Origin of the sequence: Streptomyces sp. NPDC006339, from assembly GCF_040612775.1 — a bacterium.
Lineage (GTDB): Bacteria > Actinomycetota > Actinomycetes > Streptomycetales > Streptomycetaceae > Streptomyces.
Map to the genome: position 1 here is coordinate 30,839 of NZ_JBEXQW010000011.1, position 24,999 is coordinate 55,837.

At 72.9% G+C, this 24,999-nt stretch carries 22 protein-coding genes; 12 read left to right on the forward strand and 10 right to left on the reverse strand.

Going from position 1 to position 24,999, the window contains the following annotated elements; translation table 11 throughout:
* Positions 1-4: 4 nt before the first annotated feature.
* Both ABZ135_RS11235 and ABZ135_RS11240 read right to left on the reverse strand, forming a co-directional pair.
* Complete coding sequence (locus ABZ135_RS11235; RefSeq protein ID WP_356694200.1) at positions 5-988, reverse strand: peptidase; 984 nt, start codon at positions 986-988, stop codon at positions 5-7.
* Positions 989-1,141: 153 nt separating this feature from the next.
* On the reverse strand, positions 1,142-1,633 hold the full coding sequence (locus ABZ135_RS11240; protein ID WP_356694202.1) for a GNAT family N-acetyltransferase: 492 nt from the start codon (positions 1,631-1,633) through the stop codon (positions 1,142-1,144).
* A 49-nt stretch (positions 1,634-1,682) separates the two neighbouring features.
* On the opposite strand from ABZ135_RS11240, the gene ABZ135_RS11245 reads away from it, so the two are divergent.
* Complete coding sequence (locus ABZ135_RS11245) at positions 1,683-2,498, forward strand: exodeoxyribonuclease III (protein WP_356694204.1); 816 nt, start codon at positions 1,683-1,685, stop codon at positions 2,496-2,498.
* A 33-nt stretch (positions 2,499-2,531) separates the two neighbouring features.
* Here the strand turns inward: ABZ135_RS11245 and ABZ135_RS11250 are convergent, their stop codons facing one another.
* Positions 2,532-3,152 carry a MerR family transcriptional regulator gene (locus ABZ135_RS11250; protein ID WP_356694206.1) on the reverse strand — a complete coding sequence of 207 codons (621 nt, stop codon included), beginning with the start codon at positions 3,150-3,152 and terminating at the stop codon, positions 2,532-2,534.
* 393 nt (positions 3,153-3,545) lie between these two features.
* Between ABZ135_RS11250 and ABZ135_RS11255 the strand changes: the two genes are divergently transcribed.
* From ABZ135_RS11255 to ABZ135_RS11275, 5 genes are all read left to right on the forward strand, one after another.
* Positions 3,546-5,093, forward strand: coding sequence for an NAD(P)/FAD-dependent oxidoreductase (locus ABZ135_RS11255; protein WP_356694208.1), 1,548 nt, complete (start codon positions 3,546-3,548; stop codon positions 5,091-5,093).
* 23 nt (positions 5,094-5,116) lie between these two features.
* Entirely contained in the window at positions 5,117-6,070 is a 954-nt protein-coding gene (locus tag ABZ135_RS11260; RefSeq protein ID WP_356694430.1) for an alpha/beta hydrolase, read from the forward strand.
* The gene (locus ABZ135_RS11265) at positions 6,067-6,954 is read left to right on the forward strand and encodes an SDR family oxidoreductase (RefSeq protein WP_356694210.1); all 888 of its coding nucleotides are present in this window, start codon (positions 6,067-6,069) and stop codon (positions 6,952-6,954) included. The genes ABZ135_RS11260 and ABZ135_RS11265 overlap by 4 nt, the downstream gene beginning before the upstream one ends.
* 135 nt (positions 6,955-7,089) lie before the next feature.
* Complete coding sequence (locus ABZ135_RS11270) at positions 7,090-7,263, forward strand: hypothetical protein (protein ID WP_356694212.1); 174 nt, start codon at positions 7,090-7,092, stop codon at positions 7,261-7,263.
* A 124-nt stretch (positions 7,264-7,387) separates the two neighbouring features.
* Positions 7,388-7,927 (forward strand): GNAT family N-acetyltransferase, encoded by a 540-nt coding sequence (locus tag ABZ135_RS11275; protein WP_356694214.1) that lies wholly within the window; start codon positions 7,388-7,390, stop codon positions 7,925-7,927.
* On the opposite strand, the gene ABZ135_RS11280 is transcribed toward ABZ135_RS11275, so the two are convergent.
* Entirely contained in the window at positions 7,870-11,544 is a 3,675-nt protein-coding gene (locus ABZ135_RS11280; RefSeq protein ID WP_356694216.1) for a S41 family peptidase, read from the reverse strand. The genes ABZ135_RS11275 and ABZ135_RS11280 overlap by 58 nt on opposite strands.
* 218 nt (positions 11,545-11,762) lie before the next feature.
* Between ABZ135_RS11280 and ABZ135_RS11285 the strand changes: the two genes are divergently transcribed.
* Positions 11,763-12,335 carry a TetR/AcrR family transcriptional regulator gene (locus ABZ135_RS11285; RefSeq protein WP_356694218.1) on the forward strand — a complete coding sequence of 191 codons (573 nt, stop codon included), beginning with the start codon at positions 11,763-11,765 and terminating at the stop codon, positions 12,333-12,335.
* Between the two features lie 137 nt (positions 12,336-12,472).
* The gene (locus tag ABZ135_RS11290; protein ID WP_356694220.1) at positions 12,473-14,716 is read left to right on the forward strand and encodes an MMPL family transporter; all 2,244 of its coding nucleotides are present in this window, start codon (positions 12,473-12,475) and stop codon (positions 14,714-14,716) included.
* A 162-nt stretch (positions 14,717-14,878) separates the two neighbouring features.
* Here the strand turns inward: ABZ135_RS11290 and ABZ135_RS11295 are convergent, their stop codons facing one another.
* The gene (locus ABZ135_RS11295; RefSeq protein ID WP_356694222.1) at positions 14,879-15,286 is read right to left on the reverse strand and encodes an SsgA family sporulation/cell division regulator; all 408 of its coding nucleotides are present in this window, start codon (positions 15,284-15,286) and stop codon (positions 14,879-14,881) included.
* A 167-nt stretch (positions 15,287-15,453) separates the two neighbouring features.
* On the opposite strand from ABZ135_RS11295, the gene ABZ135_RS11300 reads away from it, so the two are divergent.
* The 4 genes from ABZ135_RS11300 to ABZ135_RS11315 all read left to right on the forward strand — a co-directional run bounded on the left by ABZ135_RS11300 (position 15,454) and on the right by ABZ135_RS11315 (position 19,377).
* Positions 15,454-16,542: an energy-coupling factor ABC transporter permease gene (locus ABZ135_RS11300; RefSeq protein ID WP_356694224.1), complete on the forward strand. Its 1,089-nt coding sequence runs from the start codon at positions 15,454-15,456 to the stop codon at positions 16,540-16,542.
* Position 16,543: 1 nt separating this feature from the next.
* Positions 16,544-17,305 (forward strand): cobalt ECF transporter T component CbiQ, encoded by a 762-nt coding sequence (gene cbiQ, locus ABZ135_RS11305; RefSeq protein WP_356694226.1) that lies wholly within the window; start codon positions 16,544-16,546, stop codon positions 17,303-17,305.
* A complete protein-coding gene (locus ABZ135_RS11310) occupies positions 17,293-18,066 on the forward strand; it encodes an ABC transporter ATP-binding protein (RefSeq protein WP_356694228.1) in 774 nt (257 codons plus the stop codon). Before cbiQ ends, ABZ135_RS11310 begins: the two co-directional genes overlap by 13 nt.
* Positions 18,067-18,198: 132 nt before the next feature.
* A complete protein-coding gene (locus tag ABZ135_RS11315; RefSeq protein ID WP_356694432.1) occupies positions 18,199-19,377 on the forward strand; it encodes a serine hydrolase domain-containing protein in 1,179 nt (392 codons plus the stop codon).
* A gap of 6 nt (positions 19,378-19,383) precedes the next feature.
* On the opposite strand, the gene ABZ135_RS11320 is transcribed toward ABZ135_RS11315, so the two are convergent.
* The 5 genes from ABZ135_RS11320 to ABZ135_RS11340 all read right to left on the reverse strand — a co-directional run bounded on the left by ABZ135_RS11320 (position 19,384) and on the right by ABZ135_RS11340 (position 24,957).
* Positions 19,384-19,773 carry a hypothetical protein gene (locus ABZ135_RS11320; RefSeq protein WP_356694230.1) on the reverse strand — a complete coding sequence of 130 codons (390 nt, stop codon included), beginning with the start codon at positions 19,771-19,773 and terminating at the stop codon, positions 19,384-19,386.
* Positions 19,774-19,835: 62 nt separating this feature from the next.
* Positions 19,836-20,687, reverse strand: coding sequence for a DMT family transporter (locus ABZ135_RS11325; RefSeq protein WP_356694232.1), 852 nt, complete (start codon positions 20,685-20,687; stop codon positions 19,836-19,838).
* Positions 20,684-21,193 carry a YbaK/EbsC family protein gene (locus tag ABZ135_RS11330; protein WP_356694234.1) on the reverse strand — a complete coding sequence of 170 codons (510 nt, stop codon included), beginning with the start codon at positions 21,191-21,193 and terminating at the stop codon, positions 20,684-20,686. Before ABZ135_RS11330 ends, ABZ135_RS11325 begins: the two co-directional genes overlap by 4 nt.
* 222 nt (positions 21,194-21,415) lie before the next feature.
* On the reverse strand, positions 21,416-23,047 hold the full coding sequence (locus ABZ135_RS11335) for a penicillin-binding transpeptidase domain-containing protein (protein ID WP_356694236.1): 1,632 nt from the start codon (positions 23,045-23,047) through the stop codon (positions 21,416-21,418).
* Between the two features lie 137 nt (positions 23,048-23,184).
* Positions 23,185-24,957, reverse strand: coding sequence for a phospholipid carrier-dependent glycosyltransferase (locus ABZ135_RS11340; protein ID WP_356694238.1), 1,773 nt, complete (start codon positions 24,955-24,957; stop codon positions 23,185-23,187).
* Between the last annotated feature and the right edge of the window lie 42 nt (positions 24,958-24,999).

Here is a 24,999-nt window from a genome sequence, read left to right on the forward strand (position 1 = left end):
GGCGTCAGGACGCCTGAGCCTTGTTGTAGAGGTTCTGCGCGTCCGTGCCGAAGTACGGGCCGAACATGCGGTTGGGCAGGAAGGTGTAGCCGAAGCTGTTCACCGAGACCTGGAGGCCCGTGCCCGTCGCCTCGCTGAAGGAGGTGAACCAGGGGCCGCCGCTGGAGCCGCCGGTCATGTTGCAGGCGAGGCTGTGGTCCTGCGAGAAGAGGAAGTCCTTGGAGGAGTTCCCCGAGCAGTAGATGAACTTCGAGCCGTCGTACGGGGAGGCCGCCGGGAAGCCGAAGGCGTACATCGCCTTGTTGTAGCCGCCGTTGAACTGGATCCCCTGGGCGCCGGTGACCGAGGTGAGGGTCTTGCCGTTCAGCGGGGCGACGACCGCGGCGCCGATGTCGTAGTTGATGTCCTCGCTCGCCTCCCACTGCGGGGTGGTGAGCGTCTTCGTCGCCGTCCACTGGCCGTACGGGGCCTGGCCGTTGTCGTACGCGGGGACGAAGACCCAGTTGGTGTGCCAGGCGCCCTGGTACTTCACGCAGTGGCCGGCGGTGATGACGGTGCTGGCGTTCTGGCTGGTGACGGCGTTGCCGGAGCAGGAGGCCGTACGGCCCTGGAAGGTGAAGAAGACGCGACCGGAGGTCTTCACCACCGCGCCGCCGCCCGTCCAGGCGCCGCCCGCCTGCGGGAAGGCGGCGGGGGAGACGGCCGAGGGCGCCGCCTTCGCGGCCGTCGGGGCGATCGTCGTCGGGGTGGCCGAGCGGGCGACCTGGCGCAGGGCGCCGGGTGCGGCCGTCAGGTCGAGGGAGGTGGCCGACCGCATCCGGTCGGGGGTCCAGAAGGTCGCGGCCGCGCGCTGGTCGGCGGCGGTGAACGAGTGGCCGATGGGGCCCGTGGGGCCGGCCGCCTGGGCGGCCCCGGTGGTCGTCAGTCCGCCGGCGAACAGGGCGCCGACGGACAACAGGACGGCTGTGGCGATGCGATGGCGTCTCACGCAGGTCTCCTTCTGCCAGGGGCAGGTGGGGGAACGAGAACGGTGCGGATCGACGTGCGTGAGGCAGCGTGCCAGAGCGGGACGGATTTGTCAGGAGCGCGTCACGAGACGCGTGGCGGGGAAGTGCCGGGGGCTGCCGGTCGGCCCACCCTTTCAGAGCGCCTTCGCGTAGCAGCGGCTGTTCGGGTACGCGCGGTAGTAACCGAACTTCGCGCAGGGCTCGTAGCCGCAGGAGGTGTACAGGCCGATGGCCTCCGGCTGGGCCGTGCCCGTCTCCAGGACCATGCGGACGCGGCCGGCGGCCCGGGCGTCGGCCTCCAGGGCGGCCAGGATGCGGCGGGCCAGGCCCAGGCCGCGGGCCTCGGGGACCACGTACATGCGCTTCAGCTCGGCGTCGCCGTCCGCGTAGCCCTCGTCGTTGGCGTCCTGGGTGCGCCAGCCGCCCGTGGCGACCGGGCGGCCCAGAGGGTCGTACGCCAGGAGGTAGAGCCCCCGCGGCGGCACGAACATCGAGGCGTCCAGGGGTGTGAGATCGCCCTCACCGTCGCCGTCCTCGTCCCCGTAGCGCTCGACGTACTCGAGCTGGACGGCGTCGTTGAGCTTGACCGCGTCGGGGTGATCGAAAGGCGTGGGGCGAATATCCATGCGAAGTATCGTACATCTATGCGGCGCTCGGTGTCGGTATTCTCCCGGGATGCTCACTGTGACGTCCGTAAATGTCAATGGTCTCCGAGCCGCCGCCAAGAAGGGCTTCGTCGAGTGGCTGGCCGGGACCGCCGCCGACGTGGTCTGCCTCCAGGAGGTACGCGCCGAGGCGGCGCAGTTGCCGGACGCCGTCCGCGCCCCTGAGGGCTGGTTCACCGCCCACGCGCCCGCCGCCGCCAAGGGGCGCGCCGGTGTCTCGCTCTACACGCGGCGCGAGCCCGACGCCTTGCGGGTCGGCTTCGGCTCGACGGAGTTCGACGGCAGCGGCCGGTACATCGAGGCCGACCTGCCCGGCGTCACCGTCGCCAGCCTCTACCTGCCCTCGGGCGAGGTCGGCACCGAACGGCAGGACGAGAAGATCCGTTTCATGGACGCCTTCCTGCCGTACCTGAAGGAGCTCAGGGAGCGCGCCGCCGCCGACGGCCGCGAGGTCGTCGTCTGCGGCGACTGGAACATCGCGCACCGCGAGGCCGACCTCAAGAACTGGAAGGCCAACCAGAAGAACGCCGGCTTCCTCCCCGAGGAGCGGGCCTGGCTGAGCCGCGTCCTCGCCGAGGGCGACGGCGGTTACGTGGACGTCGTCCGCGCCCTCCACCCCGACCAGGACGGCCCCTACTCCTGGTGGTCCTACCGCGGCCGCGCCTTCGACAACGACAGCGGCTGGCGCATCGACTACCAGATCGCCACGCCCGGGCTCGCCGCCAGGGCCGTCAAGGCGTACGTCGAGCGGGCCGCCACCCACGGCGAGCGCTGGAGCGACCACGCGCCCGTGACGGCCGTCTACGGGCTCGCGCCGGGGGCGTAGCGACCGCGCACCCATGTGCGCGCACGGGAGCGCTCAGGAGGTCTCGCGCAGGCGCCGGTCCAGGGCGAGGGACAGCTCCGCCTCCACCACGCTCTTGGCCAGCGGGCGCAGGCGCTGGATGTCCTTCGTGTCCGCGTACGTGCCGAGGAGTTCGGTGAAGAGCCCGGCGAGCGCCTCCGCGTGCTCGCGGACCCGGCCCCCCGCCTCCAGGACGGCGGCGAGCGGGACGCCCTCGCGGACGAGGGCGGAGGAGACGTCGAGGAGCCGGCGGCTGACGTGGACGATGTCCTCGCCGTCGGTGGCGAGGTAGCCGAGGTCGAGGGCGGCGGCGAGGTTCTCCGGGGTGACCTCACCGGCGAAGTGGTCGGCGAGCTCCTCGGGGGTGAGGCGGACCGGCTCCTCCTCGGTGGGGGTGCCGAGTTCGAGGACCTCGCCGACGTTCCGCCCCGACTCGAAGGCGCTGGTGAGGTCGGCGATGCCGGTGAGGGTGTGGCCGCGTTCGAGCAGGGCGGCGATGGTGCGCAGGCGGGCCAGGTGACGGTCGTCGTACCAGGCGATGCGGCCTTCGCGGCGGGGCGGCGGGATCAGCCCGCGCTCGCGGTAGAAGCGCAGGGTGCGGACGGTGATGCCGGCCGCGGCCGCCAGGTCGGCCATCCGGTACTCGCGGGAGGACCCTTCGCCGCCCTGTGCCCCTTCGCCTGGCGTTCCTTCGCCTTGCGTCCCCTCGACCTGGCCCCCTTCGCCCTGCGCCCCGGCCCCGGCGGCCCCGGCACCGGCGGCCCCGGCACCGGCGGCCCCGGCACCCCCGGCGCCGGCGGCCCCGGCGGGCGCGGCGGTGTCCGCCCCGGGCGTCACATCGGCCCCGGATCCCGCCGTTCCGGCCGTCCCCGCCTGTTCCCCTGATCGTTCAGCCACACTCGCCAGCCTATGTTGTACCGCCGGTAACTTTCCCTGGCTTACCCCTACCGCTCGGTATGCCGCTGCTCTACAGTCCCGATTGTGCCAGTGATTGCTGGCGTAATCTTGGCCGGGCGCACGGGAGGCGGCATGGCGAAGCACGAGCACGTACGGGTGGCGGTGATCGGATCGGGATTCGGCGGCCTCGGAGCCGCCGTCCGGCTGCGCCGCGAAGGGATCACGGACTTCGTCGTCCTGGAGCGGGCCGACTCCGTGGGCGGCACCTGGCGGGACAACAGCTACCCCGGCTGTGCCTGCGACGTCCCCTCCCACCTCTACTCCTTCTCCTTCGCGCCCAACCCCGACTGGCCGCGCACCTTCTCCGGCCAGCGCCACATCCGCGCGTACCTGGAGCACGTCACCGACACCTTCGGGATCAGGCCGCACCTGCGGCTGAACCACGAGGTCACGAAGATGGCGTGGAACGGGGAAGAGCTGCGCTGGGAGATCGAGACGACCGCCGGCTCCTTCTCCGCCGACGTCGTCGTCTCCGCCACCGGGCCGCTCTCCGACCCCAAGATCCCCGACATCCCCGGGCTCGCGGACTTCCCCGGCAAGGTCTTCCACTCCGCCCGCTGGGACCACGACTACGACCTCACCGGCAAGCGGGTCGCCATGGTCGGCACCGGCGCGTCCGCCATCCAGATCGTGCCGTCCATCCAGCCGAAGGTCGGGAGGCTCACCCTCCTCCAGCGCACGCCCCCGTGGGTCATGCCCCGCGTCGACCGGGCCATCAGCGGCCCGGAGCGCTGGCTGCACCGGCGGCTGCCGTTCACGGCGACCGCGCGCCGGGGCATCCTGTGGGGCATCCGCGAGCTCCAGGTCAGCGCCTTCACCAAGCGGCCGAACGAGCTGGGCCTGGTCGAGCGGCTCGCCAAGGCCAACATCGCCCGCTCGATCAAGGACCCGGCGCTGCGGGCCCGGCTGACCCCCTCGTACCGCCTCGGCTGCAAGCGGATCCTGCTCTCCAACACGTACTATCCGGCGCTCGCCCAGCCCAACGTCGACGTGATCGCCTCCGGTCTGCAGGAGGTCCGGGGGAATGTCGTGGTGGCCGCCGACGGCACCGAGACCGAGGTCGACACGATCATCTTCGGTACGGGCTTCCACGTCACGGACATGCCGATCGCGCCGCGCGTCATCGGGGCCGACGGCCGCTCCCTCGCCGAGCACTGGAAGGACGGCATGGAGGCGCTGCGCGGCGCGACCGCCGCCGGCTTCCCCAACTGGATGACGATCATCGGCCCCAACACCGGTCTCGGGAACTCTTCGATGATCCTGATGATCGAGTCGCAGCTCAACTACATGGCCGACTACCTGCGCCAGCTCGACGTCCTCGGCGGCCGCGCCGCCCTCGCCGCCCGGCCCTCCGCCGTCGGCACCTGGAACCGCCGGGTGCAGTCCCGGATGGAGCGGACCGTGTGGAAGGCGGGTGGCTGCGAGAGCTGGTACCTGGACGCCAACGGCCGCAACACCACCCTGTGGCCGGGCACGACCGCCGAGTTCCGGCGCGAGACGCGGACCGTCGACCTCTCGGAGTACGAGGTGCTGCGGGCCCCCGCGAAGCCGCGGGCGGACGAGGCCGAGCCGGCCGGCCGCCGCGGCGCCGCCGCCCGCACGAAGGAGGCCGTCCAGTGACCGCGTCCCGTTCCGGCGCCGTCGTGTCCGGCCCCGGTGCCGCGACCGTGCTGACCGTGACCTCCGCCGACGGCTCGTCGCTGCACGTCGAGGTGTACGGCCCCGAAGGCGCCCCCGCCGTCGTCCTCGCCCACGGGTGGACCTGCTCCATCCGTTTCTGGGACGCGCAGATCCGGGCCCTCGCCGTCGACCACCGGGTCATCGCCTACGACCAGCGCGGCCACGGCCGTTCGCCCGAGCCGGTGGACCGGGTGACCGGATACTCGGCGGAGGCGCTCGCCGACGACCTGGAGGCCGTGCTCGCGGCCACCCTCCGCCCCGGCGAGCGGGCGGTGCTCGCCGGCCACTCCATGGGCGGCATGACGATCATGGCCGCCGCCCGGCGGCCGGCCGTCCGGCAGCACGCGGCCGCGGCGCTGCTCTGCTCGACCGGGCCCTCGCGGCTCACGGCCGAGGCCCTCGTCGTACCGCTGCGGCCGGGCCGGGTGCGGACCCGGCTGACCCGCTCGATCCTGGGGGCGAAGGCGCCGCTGGGGCCGGTCACACCGGTCTCGAAGAGGATCCTCAAGTACGCGACGATGGGGCCGGGTTCGGCGCCCGAGCGGGTCGACGCCTGCGCCCGGATCGTGCACGCCTGCCCGCGCGGGGTCCGTTACGGCTGGTCGCGGGTCCTCGCCGGGCTCGACGTGGAGGCGGACGTGCGGGAGCTGCGGGTGCCCGTGGCCGTGCTGGTCGGCACCGCCGACCGGCTCACGCCGCCCCGGCACTCCCGGGCGCTGGCGGCCGCGCTGCCGCACTGCACGGGCCTGGTCGAACTGGCCGGCATGGGGCACATGACGCCGGTGGAGGCCCCGGAGGCCGTCACGGCGCAGATCCGCGAACTGACGCTCACCTACCTGGGCGCCAAGGATGGCTCCCGGGACGGGACCTCCCCGGAGGAGATCTCCGAGGGGCAGAAGGAGGAGGCAGGGGCATGAGCAGGGTGAGCCTGGAAGGACAGGTGGCGGTCGTCACCGGAGGAGCCCGCGGTGTCGGCGAACTCCTCGCCCGCAAACTCTCCGCGCGCGGCGCGCGGATCGCGCTCGTCGGCCTGGAGCCGGAACTCCTGAAGGAGGTCGCCGGCAAGCTGCACACCGAGGCCGACTGGTGGCACGCCGACGTCACCGACCACGAGGCGATGGCCAAGGTCGCGGCCGAGGTGAAGGAGCGATTCGGCAAGGTCGACATCGTGGTCGCCAACGCCGGTGTGGCGGCCGGCGGTCCGTTCGTGGACTCCGACCCGGTCGCCTGGCGGCGGGTCATCGAGGTCAACCTGATCGGCGGCGCCGTGACGGCCCGGGCGTTCCTGCCCGTCCTCATGGAGTCCCGGGGCTACTTCCTGCAGATCGCCTCGCTGGCCGCGATGACCCCGGCGCCGATGATGACGGCGTACTGCGCCTCCAAGTCCGGTGTGGAGGCATTCGCGCACAGCCTGCGCGCCGAGGTCGCCTACAAGGGCGTGAAGGTCGGCGTCGGTTACCTCTCCTGGACCGACACCGACATGGTCCGGGGCGCCGACCAGGACGACGTGATGCGCGAGCTGCGCTCCCGGTTGCCGTGGCCGTCGAACCGCACGTATCCGCTCGGCCCGGCCGTCGACCGGATCGTCGCGGGGATCGAGCGGCGTTCGGCCCATGTGTACGCCCAGTGGTGGCTGCGCGGAATGCAGTCGAGCCGCGGCTATCTGCCCGGGATCATCGCCGCCGTCGGCCAGCGTGAGATGAGGCGCTTCGAACCGCGCCTCGCCTCCGTCTCGAAGGGGCTGGTGGGCGCCGGAGGCGCGGCCGACGAGCAGGCGCGCGGCAAGCGGGCCGGGACCTGAGGGGCGGCCCCCCTGGCCGCGGTGACTGTCCGTATGTGATCGAAATGCGCAGAGTGTCCTGACATGTCAGTCTGATGAAGGCCCCGGGGCGAGCAACGCCCCGATCCCCTCACACCCTTCTAGGAGTGAATCTTCATGGGCATCAAGGACGAGATGCAGGGCAAGGCGCAGCAGGCCAAGGGCAAGATGCAGAGCGCCAAGGACGAGGCGTCCTCGCGCGCCTCCCAGGCCAAGGACCGCCTCCAGGAGAAGCGCGACCGCGCTCAGCGGGAGGACCAGGACCGCCGGGACCAGGACTTCGAGGTCTGACGGCTGACGCCTGTTCTGTGCGGAAGGCGCACCCGGGACGCCGGGTGCGCCTTTCGTATGCCCGGGATCGTGATCTGTGGATAACCCCCCGCACGGAACCGAGAAGTTACGTACCGTGATCCCCATGGCCGTAACCGAGCTCGTCCTCGAGCGACTGCGATCCGATCACGCGCCCGCCCTGCTCGCCTTCGAGCGGGAGAACCGGGCCTTTTTCGCCGCCTCCGTGCCCGACCGCGGAGACGACTACTTCTCCGAGTTCGACGTGCGCCTCCGCGAGCTGCTGGAGGCGCAGGAGGCGGGGGAGATCCATTTCCACGTCCTGGTCGGGGAGGACGGGGAGATACTCGGCCGGGTCAACCTGGTCGACGTCGACACCGAGGCCGGGACCGCCGCGCTGGGCTACCGGCTCGCCGAGAAGGCCACCGGGCGCGGGCTCGCCACCGAGGGCGTCCGGGAGGTGTGCCGGCGGGCGGTGGAGGAGTACGGGCTGCGCCGGCTGACCGCCTTCGCCGCGCTCGACAACGGGCCGTCCCGGGCCGTGCTGGCCCGGATCGGCTTCGGTGCGGTCGGGAGCGTGACGCTGGACGGCGATCAGCCGGGCACGGCCTACGAGTTGGACCTCGGCGGCAGTTTCGGCCGGGAGCGGTCCGGCACGGCCTCGTAGCCGGGAGGACTCGCGGGCGGGTTCTCCTCCAGGAGGGCGAGGGCCACGTGGACGGCGTCGTCGAGCTGGGCGTGCCGGCCCTCGGCCCAGTCCAGCGGGGTGCGCAGGACCGCGAGGTCCGGTGCCACGCCGTGGTTCTCGATGGACCAGCCGTATTCGGGGAACCAGGCCGCGTTCATCGGCACGGTGATCTGGGTGCCGTCGCCCAGCCGGTGGCGGCCCGTCATGCCGACCACCCCGCCCCAGGTGCGCTGGCCGACGACGGGCCCGAGGCGGAGCAGTTTGAAGGCGGCGGTGATCATGTCGCCGTCGGAGGAGGTGGCCTCGTCGGCGAGGGCGACGACGGGGCCGCGCGGAGCGTTGGAGGTGTAGCTGACGGGCTGGGCGTTGCGGGTGAGGTCCCAGCCGAGGATCTTGCGGGTGAGCTTCTCTATGACCAGCTCGCTGATGTGGCCGCCGGCGTTGCCGCGGACGTCGACGATGAGGGCGGGCCGGGAGACCTCCATACGCAGGTCGCGGTTGAACTGGGCCCAGCCGGAGCCGCCCATGTCGGGGATGTGGAGGTAGCCGCAGCGTCCTCCGCTGACCTCGTGCACGACGGCGCGGCGCTTGGTCACCCAGTCCTGGTAGCGCAGCGGCCGCTCGTCGATGAGGGGGACGACGGCGACCCGGCGGGCGCGGCCCTCGCCCTCGGCGGGGGTGAAGGTGAGTTCGACGGTGGTGCCGCCGGTGCCGGCGAGGAGGGGATAGGGGCCGGCGACGGGGTCGACGGGGCGGCCGTCGACATGGGTGAGGACGGCGCCCTCGCGGATGCCGGTGCCGGCGAGCGGCGAGCGGGCCTTGGAGTCGGAGGAGTCGCCGGGCAGGATCCGCTTGACCACCCAGCGGCCCTCGCGGGGCACGAGGTTGGCGCCGAGCAGGCCCTGGGGGCGCTGGTAGTGCGGGGGCCCCTCGTTGCGGCGGGCGGGGGTGACGTACGCGTGGGAGGTGCCCAGTTCGCCCATGACCTCCCGGAGCAGGTCGGCGAACTCGTCGGGCGAGGCGACCCGTTCCACCAGGGGCCGGTACTGGTCGAGGACGGCGGTCCAGTCGACTCCGCCCATGTCCGGTTCCCAGAAGTAGGCGTCGACGATCCGGCCCGCCTCGTCGAATGCCTGCCGCCATTCGGCGGCCGGGTCGACCTCGTGCACGATGCGCCGCAGGTCCAGGTAGACGGTGGAGTCACCGTCGCCGGACTCGGTGGCGGGGACGGCCCGCAGCTCGCCCTCGTCGACGACGACGAGCCGGGAGCCGTCGCCGCTGACCGCGAACCAGTCGAGGTGGTCGACGAGTTCGGTCTTGCGGGCCTTGGTGATGTTGTAGTGCTCCAGCGTCGGCCGGGGCGAGGGATCGGAGGGGTTGGCGAAGGTCTCGCCCAGGGCGCCGGAGATCGGCCAGCGCAGCCAGACGAGGCCGCCGCCGGCGACCGGATGGAGGGAGGAGTACTTGGAGGCGGTCACGGGGAAGGGCGTGACCCGCTCGGGAAGCCCCTCGATCTCGACGGTCACGGTGCCGTCCCCGGCGCCCGCCTCGTCGTCGACGGGGTCCATGCCGCCGGCCGCGGGCCGCCCGTCCGGAAGGAGCGCGAAGGGGGAGGGGGTCGCGGAGGAGAGCGGGACGAGGTAGGGGCGGCAGCCCAGCGGGAAGGACAGGTCGCCGGTGTGCACGTCGTACACCGGGTCGAAGCCGCGCCAGGAGAGGAAGGCGAGATAGCGGCCGTCGCGGGTGAAGACCGGACTCTCGTCCTCGAAGCGGCCGTTGGTGACATCCACGATGACGGGCGCGCCGGGCCCCGAGATGCGGGCCATCTTGATGGAGCGCAACGAGCGCCCGATGCCCGGATGCGACCAGGTCAGCCAGGCCCCGTCGGGCGAGAACGCGAGGTCCCGCACTGGCCCGTTGAGCGACCGGATCAACTCGGTCACGACGCCGGTGGGGGAGCCTTGGGTGGGAGCGGCGTGCCCGGACCCGGCGGCAGGGGCGACGCCCTCACCTCCTTCGGCGGGGGACCCGTCCCTGGTCCCTTCGGCAGGGATCCCGCTCCCGGCCCCTTCGGCGGCCCGGGGGCCGTCATCGGGGCGCCCGGGCGCCTCCCGGGGCGCCCCGGCTTCCGCCGGCTCCGTGGCCTCCCCGGACGCCGACGCCCCGGCCGTCCCAGGCGCAGGCGTCGGCACGCGGGCCTCCCCAGGCGCCGGCACGCCGGTCGCTCCGGTGGCCGCCCCGGGCGCCCCGGTCTCTCCCAGGGGTCCCGGCCCCACCGGCTCCCCGAGCTCCCCGAGAGCCGTGAGGGCGTCCAGGTCCTCCAGGTCCTCGCGGAGGTCGATGAGGAGCAGGCGGCCGTCGTTGGAGGCGATGGCGAGGCGGTCGCCGTCGGGGTCGGAGACCATCTCTTCGACCCGGCCCAGTTCGCCGGAGGCGAGGCGGCGGGGAGGGCGGTCGCCGCTGGCGCGGGGGAGGTAGGCGATCTCGATGGCGTCCTCGCCGTCGGCGTCCGTGACGTAGGCGACCTGGTCGCCGCTGCCCAGCATCTCGGGCAGCCGGACCCGTACGCCGGGGGTGTCGGCGATGGTGCGGGCCGGGCCGTCGCGGTGGGTCAGCCAGTAGAGGCTGCCGCGTACGGAGACGGCGCTGGCCCGCCCCGTCTCGTCGACGGAGAGGGCGTCCACGTGGTGGGCGGCGGGCACCTGGTAGGGGCGCCGGCCGGTGCGCGGCCCGCCGAGCCGGACGTCGAGGCGGCGGGGCCGGGAGCGGGCGCTGAGCTCGTCGACGATCCACAGCTCGCCCGCGCACTGGTAGACCACGCGCCGCCCGTCGCTGGAGGCGTTGCGGGCGTAGAACTCGTCGTGGTCGGTGTGCCGGCGCAGGTCGGTGCCGTCGGGCAGGCAGGAGTAGAGGTTGCCGATGCCCTCGTGGTCGGAGAGGAAGGCGATCCGCTGCCCGACCTCGCCGGCGGGCGCGGCGACGAACATGGGGGTGTCGAGGTGCCCCTCGATGTCGGGGAGCAGCCGCTCGCCGTGCAGCCACAAGCGCCCCATGGCGCCGCCCCGGTAGCGCTTCCAGGAAGCCGGTTCGTGCGGCGGCGTGCCGGTGAGCAGCAGGGTGCGGCGCTGTCCGTCGAGGTCGGCGACGGCGATGTCGTGGACCGGCCCCCAGGGCATCCGCCCGCCGGGGGAGCCGTCGGTGGGCACGGTGTAGGCCCAGGAGAAGTACGAGAAGGGCTGGCCGTGCGAGGAGACGGCGAGGATGTCGGACCGCCCGTCCTCGCCGGGCGGCGACCAGCCGCAGACCCGGGTGTCGGTGGACCCCCAGTAGGTGAGCCGCCGGGAGGGGCCGCCGTCGACGGGCGCGAGGTGGATCTCCGGATCGAGGCTGCGCCAGCTCGTGTAGGCGATGTGGCGGCCGTCGGGGGAGAAGCGTGGATGGCCGACCCGGGTGCGGTCGGCGGTGATCCGCCAGGCCCGGCCGGGCCGCTCGCCCTCGGCGGCGAGGGGGGAGACCCAGAGGTCGTCCTCGGCCGCGAAGCACAGCAGCTCGTCGTGCAGGTGCGGGAAGCGCAGATACGCGAGGTCGTCACTCACCTCCTCATGCTTTCCGCGTGGAGGGCCCGTGGCAACTCGTACGTACGTCCGGAGGCGGACCGGCGCTGCCGGTGCCGCGTGTGTCCCAGCCCACGTACGAAACGGTTTCGTTTCGCAGAGCGCCCGGGTATCGTCGAAGTGTGCGAAACGAAACCGTTTCGTACGTCGGCGGACATGGACGGACGTCGACCCACGATCGCCCCAGGAGGAGGCAGGGCATGGCCCGCAGCAGGCTCACCCCCGAACGGGAGGCCGAGCTGTACGAAGCCGTGCTCGACCTGCTCCGCGAGGTCGGTTACGACGCCCTCACCATGGACGCCGTCGCCGCACGCACCCGGTCCAGCAAGGCCACCCTCTACCGCCAGTGGGGGAGCAAGCCCGAACTCGTCGCCACGGCCCTGCGCCACAACAAGCCGGTCTCGCTCGCCGAGATCGACACCGGCACCCTGCGCGGCGACTTCCGGGCGATGCTGGAGCGGACCGACGACTGCCAGATGGAGAAGGACTCCGCGCTGATGCGGGGCCTGACCCATGCCGTCCACGACAACCCCGAACTGCTCCAGGCGCTGCGCGAGCTGCTCATCGAACCCGAGATGACCGGCCTCGACGAAGTGCTGAACCGAGCCGTTCGCAGGGGCGAGGTCGACGCCGGCAACCCGGCGCTGAAACTCGTCCCGCACATGCTGATCGGAGCGTTCATCGCCCGCCCGCTGATCGAAGACCAGCCGGTGGACACCGCGTTCCTCCACGCCTACGTCGACGCCGTCGTGCTCCCCTCACTCGGCGCCTGACCCGGGCGGTCCCCGCAGCAGCACCACCCGCACCACACCCGCACCACCAGCACCCCGCACCACCTGACGTCGCACCGCTCACGCCGTCGGGCCGGCTCCCCATGCCCTGTCCCACTCAACACCGGGAGTACGCCCCCGTGGCCACGTTCCTCTACAAGCTCGGCCGCTCCGCCTTCCGGCGCCGACGGCTCGTCGCCCTCCTCTGGGTGGCGCTCCTCGCGCTCGCCGGCGTCGGCGCCGCCACCGCGCCCACCGCGACCTCCAGCTCCTTCTCCATACCCGGCACGGAGGCGCAGCGCGCCTTCGACCTGCTCGAACAGCGCTTCCCCGGCGGCAGCGCCGACGGAGCCACCGCCCGCGTGGTCTTCAAGGCCCCGGCCGGCCAGAGCATGAAGGACCCCGCCAACAAGGCCAAGGTCGACAAGACCGTCGCCGAGCTGAAGGACGGCTCGGACCAGATCGCCCAGGTCACCGACCCGTACACGGCGCAGACCATCTCCCGCGACGGTTCGACCGCCTATGTCTCCGTCGCCTACAAGGTCAACGCGATGGAGCTGACCGACGCGAGCCGGGACGCGCTCAAGGAGACCGGGCGCCACGCCCAGGGCCAGGGCCTGACCGTCGAGATCGGCGGCGACGCGCTCCAGAGCATGCCCGAGCAGGGCGCGGGCGAGATCATCGGCGTGGTCGTCGCGGGCATCGTGCTCGTCATCACCTTCGGTTCGCTCGTGGCCGCCGGACTGCCGCTGCTCACCGCGATCATCGGCGTCGGCATCGGCATCTCGACGATCACCGCGCTCGCCAGCGCCCTCGACCTCGGCACCACCACCTCCACCCTCGCGATGATGATCGGCCTCGCGGTCGGCATCGACTACGCCCTGTTCATCGTCTCCCGCTACCGCGCGGAGCTCGCCGAGGGCCGCGAAAAGGAGGAGGCCGCCGGACGCGCCGTCGGCACCGCCGGTTCCGCCGTCGTCTTCGCCGGTCTCACCGTGGTCATCGCCCTCGTCGGCCTGGCCGTCGTCAACATCCCGATGCTGACGAAGATGGGCTTCGCCGCGGCCGGCACGGTCGTGATCGCCGTCCTCATCGCGCTCACCCTCATCCCCGCGCTGCTCGGCTTCGCCGGGAACAAGGTCGTGGCCCGCAAGCAGCGCACCCCCGCCGCCACGAACCCGCAGTCGGACACGAACCCGCAGCCGGAGACGAACCCGCAGCCGGAGACGAACCTCCAGTCGGCCACGGCGGGCCGGGGCGCCGCCCAGGACAAGCCCAACGCCGGCACCCGCTGGGCCCGCTTCGTCCTGCGCCGCCCGCTGATGGTGCTGCTCGTCGGCGTCCTCGGCCTCGGCGCGATCGCCGTGCCCGCCGCCTCCCTGGAGATGGGCCTGCCCGACGACGGCGTGAAGCCGGTCTCCACGACCGAGCGCCGCGCCTACGACCTGCTCTCGGACGGCTTCGGCCCCGGCTTCAACGGCCCGCTCCTCGTAGTCGTCGACGGCGACAAGGCCGCGGCCGACAAGACCGTGTCCACGATCAAGGGCCTGGACGGCTGGGCGCACGTCACCCCGCCGACCCCGAACAAGGCCGGCGACACCGCGATGATCACCGTCGTCCCCAAGGACCGCCCGTCGTCCGTGCGGACCGAGGAACTCGTCCACGACATCCGCGGCGCGACCGGCGACGACGTCCTGGTCACCGGCGCCACCGCGATGAACATCGACTTCTCGCAGAAGATGAACGACGCGCTGCTGCCCTACCTGGCGCTCGTGGTCGGACTCGCCTTCCTGCTCCTCATGGTGGTCTTCCGCTCGATCCTGGTCCCGCTGAAGGCGGCCCTCGGCTTCCTGCTCTCCGTGGTCGCCGCCCTCGGCGCGGTCGTCGCGGTCTTCCAGTGGGGCTGGCTGGGCAGCGTCTTCGGGGTCGAGCAGACCGGCCCGATCATGTCGATGATGCCGATCTTCATGGTGGGTGTCGTCTTCGGCCTCGCGATGGACTACGAGGTGTTCCTCGTCACGCGGATGCGCGAGGCGTACGTCCACGGGGCACGCCCCGGCGAGGCGATCGTGACCGGCTTCCGGCACGGCGCCCGGGTGGTCACCGCCGCCGCCGTGATCATGATCGCGGTCTTCGCGGGCTTCATCGGCTCCAGCGAGCAGATGGTCAAGATGATCGGCTTCGGCCTGGCCGTCGCCGTCCTCTTCGACGCCTTCGTGGTCCGCATGGCGATCGTCCCGGCGGTCCTCGCGCTCCTGGGCCACAGGGCCTGGTGGCTGCCGAAGTGGCTCGCCCGCGTGCTGCCCAACGTGGACGTCGAGGGCGAGGGCCTGGCGACCGCCGCCGCCGCGGCCCCGGCCGAGAAGGAGCTGGTCAAGGCATAGCCCGCCGTGCGGGCCGGAGGCCGCGTCCCTGCGCCCCGGCCCGTACGACTACGACGCCGTACGACTCGAGGCCGTGAGACCCCGGGGCCGCCGCGTGAGCGGGTGGCGGGTCCCGGTCCGCGCCGGACCTGTGGGGACGGGGACGACGCGGCGCGTACGCCGTCAGCGTGCCGACATCGGCGCGCCGACGGCGTACGTGTGCTTGAGGAAGCGCAGCAGCGCGGTGGTGTCGAACTGCACGACCGCGACGCCGTCGTCCGTGTGGAACTCCACCACCGTCTGGACCCGTCCGCAGGGCCACACGCCGATGTCCCCGCGCCGGGCGGGCGCGCGCAGCCCGGTTTCCAGGAGGGTGCGGGGGAAGGACCACTCGATGTCGCCGGGGAAGACGAACCGTACGGTCGCGGGCTGGAAGCCGGGGTCGTAGCGGAGGGCCACCGGCACCGGTCGGGAGAGCGGCGCGTCGCTGATGATGCGGCCCTTGGCGTGGTCCTCGACTCCTCGGGCCTCGACTCCGTGGGCCTCGACTCCTCGGCCCTCGGCTCCTTGGTCATCGGCGGCGCGGGGCATCGGTCGGCTCCTCACACTCGGCGGCACTCCCAGGACGTACCCGCGAATCCCTTACCTATTCGTCCCTAATGTCCCACTCTTTCCAGGCGTGCGCCTCAGGGGTGTGTCCTCCACCTGACCTCCGAGCGCTCTTGCAAACCATTCGCAGGAGGGCTCATCATTCGGGCGTGCACGTACCTGACGGATTCATCAACGCCCCCATCTCGGCCGCGGCCGGTGTCGTCGCCGTCGGCGCCGTCGCCGTCAGCCTGCGCGGAGCCCGACGCGAGCTCGACGAGCGGACCGCGCCCCTCGCCGGCCTGGTCGCCGCCTTCGTCTTCGCCGTACAGATGCTCAACTTCCCCGTCGCGGCCGGAACAAGCGGGCACCTCCTCGGCGGTGCGCTCGCGGCGATCCTCGTCGGGCCCTACACCGGCGTGCTGTGCATAGCCGTCGTCCTGCTCATGCAGGGCGTCCTCTTCGCCGACGGCGGCCTCACCGCGCTCGGCGTCAACATCACCGTCATGGGCGGCGTCACCGTCCTCGTCGCCTACGGCCTCTTCCGGGGACTGGTGCTCCTCCTGCCCCGGACCCGCCGCTCGGTGACCGTGGCCTCCTTCGTCGCCGCGCTGGTGTCCGTACCGGCCGCGGCGGCCGCCTTCACCCTGATCTACGCGATCGGCGGCACCACCGACGTGCCGCTCCCGAAGGTCCTCACCGCCATGGTCGGCGTGCACGTCCTCATCGGCATCGGCGAGGCCGTCATCACCATGCTCACCGTCGGCGCGGTGATCGCCGTCCGCCCCGACCTCGTCTACGGCGCCCGCGGCCTGAGCGCCCCGCTGAAGCTGCGCGTGGACGGCGAGCTCGTCGACGCGGCGCCCGCCACCCCCGACGCGGCTGCCGCCACTCCCGCCCCGACCGCCGCCCGCTCCCCGAAGAAGCTGTGGATCGGCGGTGTCGTCACCGCCCTCGTCCTCGCCGGCTTCGTCTCCTTCTACGCCTCCGCGAGCCCCGACGGCCTCGAGAAGGTCGCCGCCGACAAGGGCATCGACGCCAAGGTCGAGCCGCACGCCGCCGCCGACTCGCCGCTCGCCGACTACGGCGTGAAGGACGTCGACAACGCGCGCCTGTCCGGCGGCCTCGCCGGCGTCATCGGCGTCGGCGCGACCCTGGCCGTCGGCACGGGCGCCTTCTGGGCCGTCCGCCGGCGCCGGCAGAACTCCGGGGCGCAGGCACAGGCGGAGGCCCGGGCCCAGGCGCAGGCACAGGTCTGACGTGGGGGCGGGACACGCGCACAAGCTGTACCGGCGGGCCCACTCGCCGGTCCACGCGCTGCCCCCGCACACCAAGCTCGCCGCCGTCTTCGCCTTCGTCGTCGTGGTCGTCGCCACGCCCCGCGAGGCGATGTGGGCCTTCGGCCTCTACGCGGTCCTGCTCGGCGCCGTCGCCGCGTGGGCCCGCGTGCCGGCCGGCTTCCTGCTGAAGCGGCTGCTCATCGAGATCCCGTTCGTGGCCTTCGCGCTGCTCATGCCGTTCGTCGTGCCGGGCGAGCAGACGACCGTCCTCGGGGTCCCGTTGAGCGTGCCCGGCCTGTGGGGCGCCTGGAACGTCCTCGCCAAGGGCACCCTCGGCGTCGCCGCCTCCGTCCTGCTCGCCGCGACCACCGAACTGCGCGCCCTGCTGCTCGGCCTCCAGCGGCTCGGGCTGCCGTCGCTGCTCGTCCAGATCGCCTCCTTCATGATCCGTTACGGCGATGTGATCACCGACGAGATGCGGCGCATGTCGATCGCCCGCCGCTCGCGCGGCTTCGAGGCGCGGGGCGTGCGGCACTGGGGCGTCCTCGCCAAGACCGCCGGGGCGCTCTTCATCCGCTCGTACGAACGCGGGGAACGGGTGCACCTCGCCATGGTCAGCCGTGGCTACACCGGGTCGATGCCGGTCATCGACGAGGTCGCCGCCAGCCGCGCCGAGTGGACCCGGGCCGCCGCCCTGCCCGGTGCGGCCCTCCTCATCTGCCTCCTGGGATGGACCCTGTGACCGTGGACCCCGCCCTCGCCGCCGCTCCCTCGCTGGACGTCCGCGGCCTCGCGTACGCCTATCCCGACGGCCACCAGGCCCTCTTCGGCGTGAACCTGACCGTCGGCCGTGGCGAGCGGGTCGCCCTGCTCGGCCCCAACGGCGCCGGCAAGACCACCCTCGTCCTCCACCTCAACGGCATCCTCACCGGCGGGGCGGGCTCCGTCACCGTCGCCGGGCTGCCCGTCGGCAAGCGGCACATGGCCGAGATACGGCGCCGGGTCGGCATCGTCTTCCAGGACCCCGACGACCAGCTCTTCATGCCGACCGTCCGCGAGGACGTGGCCTTCGGGCCCGCGGCGGCGGGGCTGCGGGGCGCCGAGCTGGAGACGGTCGTCCACAAGGCGCTGACCCGGGTCGGCATGGCGGAGTTCGCCGACCGGCCCCCGCACCACCTCTCCTTCGGGCAGCGGCGCCGGGTGGCGGTGGCGACGGTCCTCGCGATGGAGCCGGAGATCCTCGTCCTCGACGAGCCCTCCTCGAACCTGGACCCGGCCTCGCGCCGCGAGCTCGCCGACATCCTGCGCTCCCTGGACGTCACCGTCCTCATGGTCACCCACGACCTGCCGTACGCCCTGGAACTCTGCCCGCGCTCGGTGATCCTCAGCGAGGGCGTGATCGCCGCGGACGGTCGGACCGCCGACGTCCTGGCCGACGAGGAGCTCATGGCCCGGCACCGCCTGGAACTGCCGTACGGCTTCGTGCCGAGCTCGGTGGCCTGACCCGCCCCCACCGGTCGCTCGACCCGCCCACCGGTCGCTCGACCCGCCCGCCGGCCGGGGCCCCGGAATCGGCACGGCTCGTCCCCCGTTGCACCATGGGGAGTCGGTCGTACGAGAGGAAGAGTGGACCAGGTGGACGTCCGGGGCACGGTGGCGGCGGGATTCGAGCCGGTCAGGGACGCGTTCCTGAACAACTTCGAGCAGCGGGGCGAGCGGGGCGCGGCGGTCGCGGTGTACCGGGACGGCACGAAGGTCGTCGACCTGTGGGCGGGGACGAGGGATGCCGACGGCGGGGAAGGGGCCGGGGCCGAGCCGTGGGCCGTGGACACCGCCCAGGTCGTCCGCTCGGCCACCAAGGGCGTCGCCGCGGCCGTCCCGCTGCTGCTGCACCAGCGCGGTCAGTTGGACCTGGACACGCCGGTCGCCACGTACTGGCCCGATTTCAAGGCGGCCGGGAAGGACCGGGTGACGGTACGGCAACTGCTCGCCCACCGGGCGGGCGTGCCGGTCCTCGACCGCCCGCTGACCCTCGCCGAGGCGGTCGACCTGGAGACCGCCACCGCCGCGATCGCCGCCCAGGCCCCCGTCTGGGAGCCCGGCACCGCGCACGGCTACCACGCCCACACCTTGAGCTGGCTGCTCTCCGGGCTCGTCCACCGGGTCACCGGCCGCACCATAGGCCGCTGGGTCGCCGAAGAGATCGCCCGCCCGCTCGGCCTCGACCTGTGGATCGGCCTGCCCGCCGAGGAGGCCCACCGGGTCGGCCGCCTCGGTCCGATCGAGGAGCGCGAACCGGCCGACAGCCCCGCGCTGAAGCTCCGCCCCAAGCCGTCGGTGACCGCGGCCTACCAGGACCCGGACTCCCTCACCCGCCGGGCCTTCGGGGTGATCGACCCCCGCCCCGACGAGAACGACCCCGTCTACCGCGCCGCCGAACTCCCCGGCTCCGCCGGCGTCGCCACCGCCCGCGCCCTGGCCCGCTTCTACGCGTCCACCCTGGGCCCCGTCGACGGCGGCCCCCGCCTCTTCGCCCCGGCGACCCTCACCCTGGCCCGCACCGAGGAGTCCGCGGGCCCCGACCGCGTCCTCGTCGTGGGCACCCGCTTCGGCCTCGGCCACATGCTCCACGGCCCCGCCTCCCCCCTCCTCGGCCCCACCTCCTTCGGCCACCCCGGCCGCGGCGGCTCCCTCGCCCTCGCCGACCCCGACTCGGGCATCGCCTTCGCCTACGTCACCAACGGCATGCGCAAAACAGTCACCGCCGACCCCCGCGCCCAGTCCTTGCTCAAGGCGGTCCGGGCCTCGCTGTGACGGCCCCTAGCCCAGGCGCGCGAAGCCCGCGACGCGGGGCAGGAATGTCAGTTCGCAGTGGTCGCCGAGGGCGGAGCGGATGCCCTCGGTGACGTCGGCGTCCGGTTCGCCGAAGACCTCGAAGCGGGACACGCGGCAGTGGGCCATCACCTCCTGGATGTACGGGTCGGCGAGCCGCCAGTGGGTGCGGACGGCGTCGGAGTCGCGGTAGAGCTGGAAGCTGTGGGCCAGCAGGCGGTCCTCGTCCAGGAAGGTCTGCACCATGAGCTGGGGGCCGTGCTGCCGGGCGAAGGACACGGCCCGTTCGATGGCGGACCGGAAGGCGTCCAGGTGGCCTTCGGTGATGCGCATGGTGTTGCGGAACAGGAGGATCGCGTCGTCGTCGTGAGTGGTCATGGCTCCGACTCTGGATCCTCGACCGAGGTTGAGGTCAAGCCGCTCGGCGCCGGGCCCGCGGATCAGCTCCCGTACAGCATCAGTCCGATGCCCACCACCATCAGGCCCGCCGCCGCCACCCGCGGGCCGCCGAAGCGTTCCTTGAAGAAGACCGCGCCGATGGCGGCGCCGACGATGATGGAGGACTCGCGGAGCGCGGCGATCGGGGCCAGCGGGGCCCTGGTCTGGGCCCACAGCACGAGGCCGTAGGCGGCGACCGACAGCGCGGCGGCGAGCAGGCCGCGGCGGACGTACGGGCGGAGCTCCGCGCCCAGGGCCGAGCGGCGGCGGGCGAGGGTGTAGAGCGGCACGACGAGCCCCTGGAGGACCATCAGCCAGGCGACGTAGCCGAGCGGCGTGCCCGACGCGCGCACCCCGACGCCGTCGACGACCGTGTACGCGGCGATCGACAGGCCCGTCGCACCCGCCGCCAGCAACGCCGGCCAGTGCGGCCGCGCGCCCTTGCCGCGGATGCCCCACAGGGCGAGGCCGGTGAGGCCCGCGCTGGCCACCGCGACGCCGGCCAACTGCCCGGCGTCCGGGACCTCGGCGACGAACACCGCCGCGAGCAGCGTCACCACCAGCGGGGCCGTGCCGCGCGCGATCGGATACATCTGGCCGAAGTCGCCGAGCGAGAACGACCGCATCAGCAGCGTGTAGTACCCGACGTGGAGGATCGCCGAGGCGATCAGATACGGCCACGCGCCCGCCGCCGGCAACGGCACGAAACAGGCCGTGACGGCCCCGATCAGCGCGCCGCCGCCCGATATCAGGGTGAAGGACAGCAACTGGTCCCGGATGTGCGCGGCGATCGCGTTCCAGCTCGCGTGCGTCACGGCGGCCGTCAGGACCGCCGCCGTGACCAGCGGCGTCACGCCGTACGCTCGCGGACGTCCACCACCGTGCCGCCCGCGTGGGCGATCAGCGACGCGGGGTCGAGCGCGAACACCGTGTGCGGGTTCCCGGCCGCCGCCCACACCACCTCGTGGTCGAGCAGGCCCCGGTCGGCGAGCACCCGCGTCCGCGTCAGGTGCCCGAAGGGCGGAACGCCGCCGATCGCGTAGCCGGTGGTCTCCCGTACGGCCCTGACATCGGCCCGCGTGACCTTCGCCGCGCCCAGCTCCTCCCGCACCCGCTCCACGTCCACCCGCGAGGCCCCGTCCATCAGGACCAGAACCGGCACCCCGTCCGCCGCGAAGACCAGCGACTTCACGATCTCCGACACCTCGCAGCCGATGGCCTCGGCGGCCTGCTGGGCGGTGCGGGTCTCGTCCGGGAAGCGGCGGAGCTCGACCTCGAGCTCCAGCTCCTTCAGCGCGGCGGCGAACCGGGGGTGGGCGAGCGACAGAGCGGGGGATTCGGGGGTTCCAGACGTCGTCATGCCCCCGCACGCTAGCGGTACGTGTACGGGGCACGCGAGCGGATTGTCGCGCGGGACGCGGCCCTACCAAGGCCCCCGCGTCCCGGCCGGGGCCCGCCCTACGAGGAGGTCCGCCCCGCCCTGCCGGGCCCGCCTCACGAGGCCCGCCCCACCCCGCCGGCCCCGGCCCCTACGAGGTCCCGCGGCACCCTACGAGGCCCCGCCCCGCCGGGCCCCTCCGCCCTACCCCGCCTTCAGCACCTGCGCCACCACCGGCCCCGCCGCGTCCCCGCCGTGGCCGCCGCCCTCCACGAAGGCCGCCGCCGCCAGGTCCTCCGCGAAGCCGGTGAACCAGGAGTCGGACACCCGCTGCCCGTCCACCTCCGCCGAGCCGGTCTTCGCGCCCTTGTCGCCGGCGACCGAGGCCATCGCGTCCGCCCCCGTCCCGCTGGTCGCCGTGCGCCGCATCATCTCGCGGAGCTGCCGGGACACCGAGTCCGGCAGCCGGCGCTCGGCCTGCGCGAACTCGCGGTCGTCCAGGTCCTTGGCGACCAGGTACGGCTGCCGGAAACGCCCGTCCTTCGCCGTCGCGGTGATCGACGCGACGTTCAGCGGGTTCATCGTGACCGTGCCCTGGCCGATGTACTGCTCCGCCGCCGCGCCGCCCGTCGCCTCGGGGACGGAGCCGTCGACCGACGGGATGCCCGTCTGCCAGTCCAGGCCGATGCCGAAGACCTCCTTGGCCTCCTTGGCCAGGGCGGAGTCGTCGCCGACGTCGTCGATCTTCTTGATGAAGGCCGTGTTGCAGGACCGGGAGAAGCTCTCCGCGAAGGTCTTCCCGTTCAGCGAGAAGCCCTTCAGGTTCTCGATCGTCCGGCCGTGGTACATGGCGTTCGGCGGGCACTCGGCCACCCGGTCCGCCTTCACCAGGCCCTTCTCCAGGAGCAGCGCGGCCGTCACGATCTTCAGCGTGGAACCGGGCGCCTTCGCGCCGGAGAACGCCGTGTTGAAGCCGCCGGCCGGGCTGTTCGCCACCGCCCGCACCGCTCCCGTCGACGGCTGGATCGCCACCACCGACGCCTTCCCGTACCGGGCGACCGCCTTCTCGGCCGCCGCCTGCGCGTCCGCGTCGATCGTCGTCCGCAGCTTCCCCGTCTCGCCCTTGTCGAGGGTGAGGAGCGTGGCGGCCGGGGCGCCCCCGACGCCCGGGTCGACGAAGACCTCGATGCCCGGCTTGCCGCCCACCGTCGCCCCGTACCGCTCGCGCAGTTGGTCCAGGACCGGCCCGAGCGACGGGTACTGCTCCGCCGTCAGCACCCGGCCCTTGTGGTCGACGGCCTCGATCCCGCCCGTCTTCGCGCCGCCCGTGCGGAGCGTCGCGCCCTTCGTGAGCCGGGGGTGCAGCACGGCCGGCTGCCAGTCGACCAGCGGCCGTCCGGTGGTGAGCCCTCGCACCACGGTGAGCCGCGAGGTGTACGTCCAAGGCTTCGAGACGCCCTTGTACGTGACGGTCGCCTTCACCGTGAACGGCACCGTCGCCCCGGTCGCCGGCCCCGGCGTGATCGTCGCGGCCGAGACCTTCGCCTCCTCCCGGAAGCCCGCCAGGGCCGGTCCGGCGTCCACCGGGTTGTTGGTGAGCTGGGCGGCGCGCTCGGGCTCCCCGCCGGCCCAGGCGGCCAGGAAGTCCCCGGCCGTCCCCGTCACCTCCTCCGAGGTGACCGGACCCGTCCTCTTCGCCTCGGACCCGGACTTCGTGCCGGTGCCGCCGGCCCCTCCCGTGATCCCGTTCCAGAGGTTGTAGCCCCCGTACCCCACCCCGCTCGCCACGACGACGAAGACTCCTCCGACGATCGCGACCTTGGCACCACTGCGCATGGCTGCGCCTCCCTCCCCCAGGTGGCCTTTCGGCAGCCTAAGGGGCAGGAGTGACAGCCGTAACGGTCGTTACCACGGTCGTTACCGGAAAGCGACCAACCCGTCTGTTTCGCTCGATCCGCCGGCGCCCGGCGCCGCTACACCCAGGTATCGAGCCACATCCGGCTGCGCCACGCGTCCATCGGAATCGACTGCCCGGTGTACAGCGGCCAGAAATAGATGAAATTCCAGACGATCAGAAGAACGAGCACACCCGCGGCCACCGCGCCGAACGTCCGCCGCCTTTCCGACGAGCCCGGCGGGCCCACGATCGCCCCGATCATCATCGCCACCGCGAGACACAGGAACGGCACGAACACCACCGCGTAGAAAAGGAAGATGGTGCGTTCCTGGTAGAGGAACCACGGCACCCAGCCGGCCGCGATGCCGCACGCGATCGCGCCCGCCCGCCAGTCGCGGCGGAAGACCCACCGCCACAGGATGTACAGGATCGCGAAGCAGGCCGCCCACCACAGCAGCGGTGTGCCGAGGGCCAGCACCTCCTGGGCGCACTTCTCGGGCGCGTCGGCGGGGCAGCCGCGCTCGCCCGGGGAGGGCGACTCGTAGAAGTAGGAGACCGGGCGGCCGAGGACGATCCAGCTCCACGGGTTGGACTCGTAGGTGTGCGGCGAGTTCAGGCCGACGTGGAACTTGTAGACCTCGGTCTCGTAGTGCCACAGGCTGCGCAGCCAGTCCGGCAGCCAGCTCCACGCCCCGGCGCCGTGCAGCCTGTCCTGCTCGGCGGCCCAGTTGCGGAAGTAGCCCTTGTCGGTGACGATCCAGCCGGTCCAGGAGACCAGGTACGTCACGATCGCCACCGGCACCACCGACACGAAGGCCGGGACGAGGTCGCGCCGGGCGACGGCCGCGACCGGGCTGATCGCGCCGGCCGTGCGGCGGGCGCCGAGGTCCCACAGGACGGCCATCAGACCGAACGCGGCCATGATGTAGAGGCCGTTCCACTTGGTGCCGGCGGCCAGGCCCAGCATCACGCCCGCCGCGATCCGCCAGGGCCGCCGGCCGAGCCCGAGGCGTTCCGCGATCGACGCGTCCGGGCGCAGCACCCCCTCGGCGTCCACGGGCAGCGCCGCCGCGAGCCGCTGCCGGGCCCGGTCCCGGTCGACGACCAGGCAGCCGAAGGCGGCCAGCACGAAGAACATCAGCACCTGGTCGAGCAGCGCGGTGCGGCTCATCACGAAGTGCAGTCCGTCCACGGCGAGCAGCGCGCCCGCCAGGCAGCCCAGGAAGGTGGAGCGGAAGAGCCGCCGCCCGATCCGGCACAGCATCAGCACCGACAGGGTGCCGAGCAGGGCCACCATGAAGCGCCAGCCCAGCGGCTCGAAGCCGATGAGCTTCTCGCCGAGGCCGATGACCCACTTGCCGACCGGCGGATGGACGACATAGCCCGGCTCGGTCGGCACGAGCACCGCGCCCGGGTCGGCCAGGATCGACTTGTCGATGTCCTTCGGCCACGCCCCCTCGTAGCCCTGGTTGATCAGGGCCCAGGCGTCCTTGGCGTAGTACGTCTCGTCGAATATCACCGCGTGCGGCCGGTCCAGCTTCCAGAACCGCAGCACGCCCGCGACCAGGGCCACCAGCAGCGGCCCGCCCCAGGCGGCGTACCGCCACACCCGCTCGGCGGCCTTCGGCCCGATCCCGAGCAGCGACCAGAGGCGTGGCGAGGGCCGCGTGTACGGCGGTACGAGCCGCTCCCGCAGGCCGATGGACAAAGAGCCCGTGGCGGCCGGCCGGTAGCCGTGGCGCCGCAGCCGCCGCTGCCAGGCGGTGGGCTCTGCCCCGGTCGGTGCCATGGGGTCCTGGGGGTCCATGGGGTGCTGACCCTCCAGGGCCTCGGGTGCGGTACTGGTCACCGCGCCATCGTAGGGAACGCGCCTGTGCGCGTCGCCTGTCCG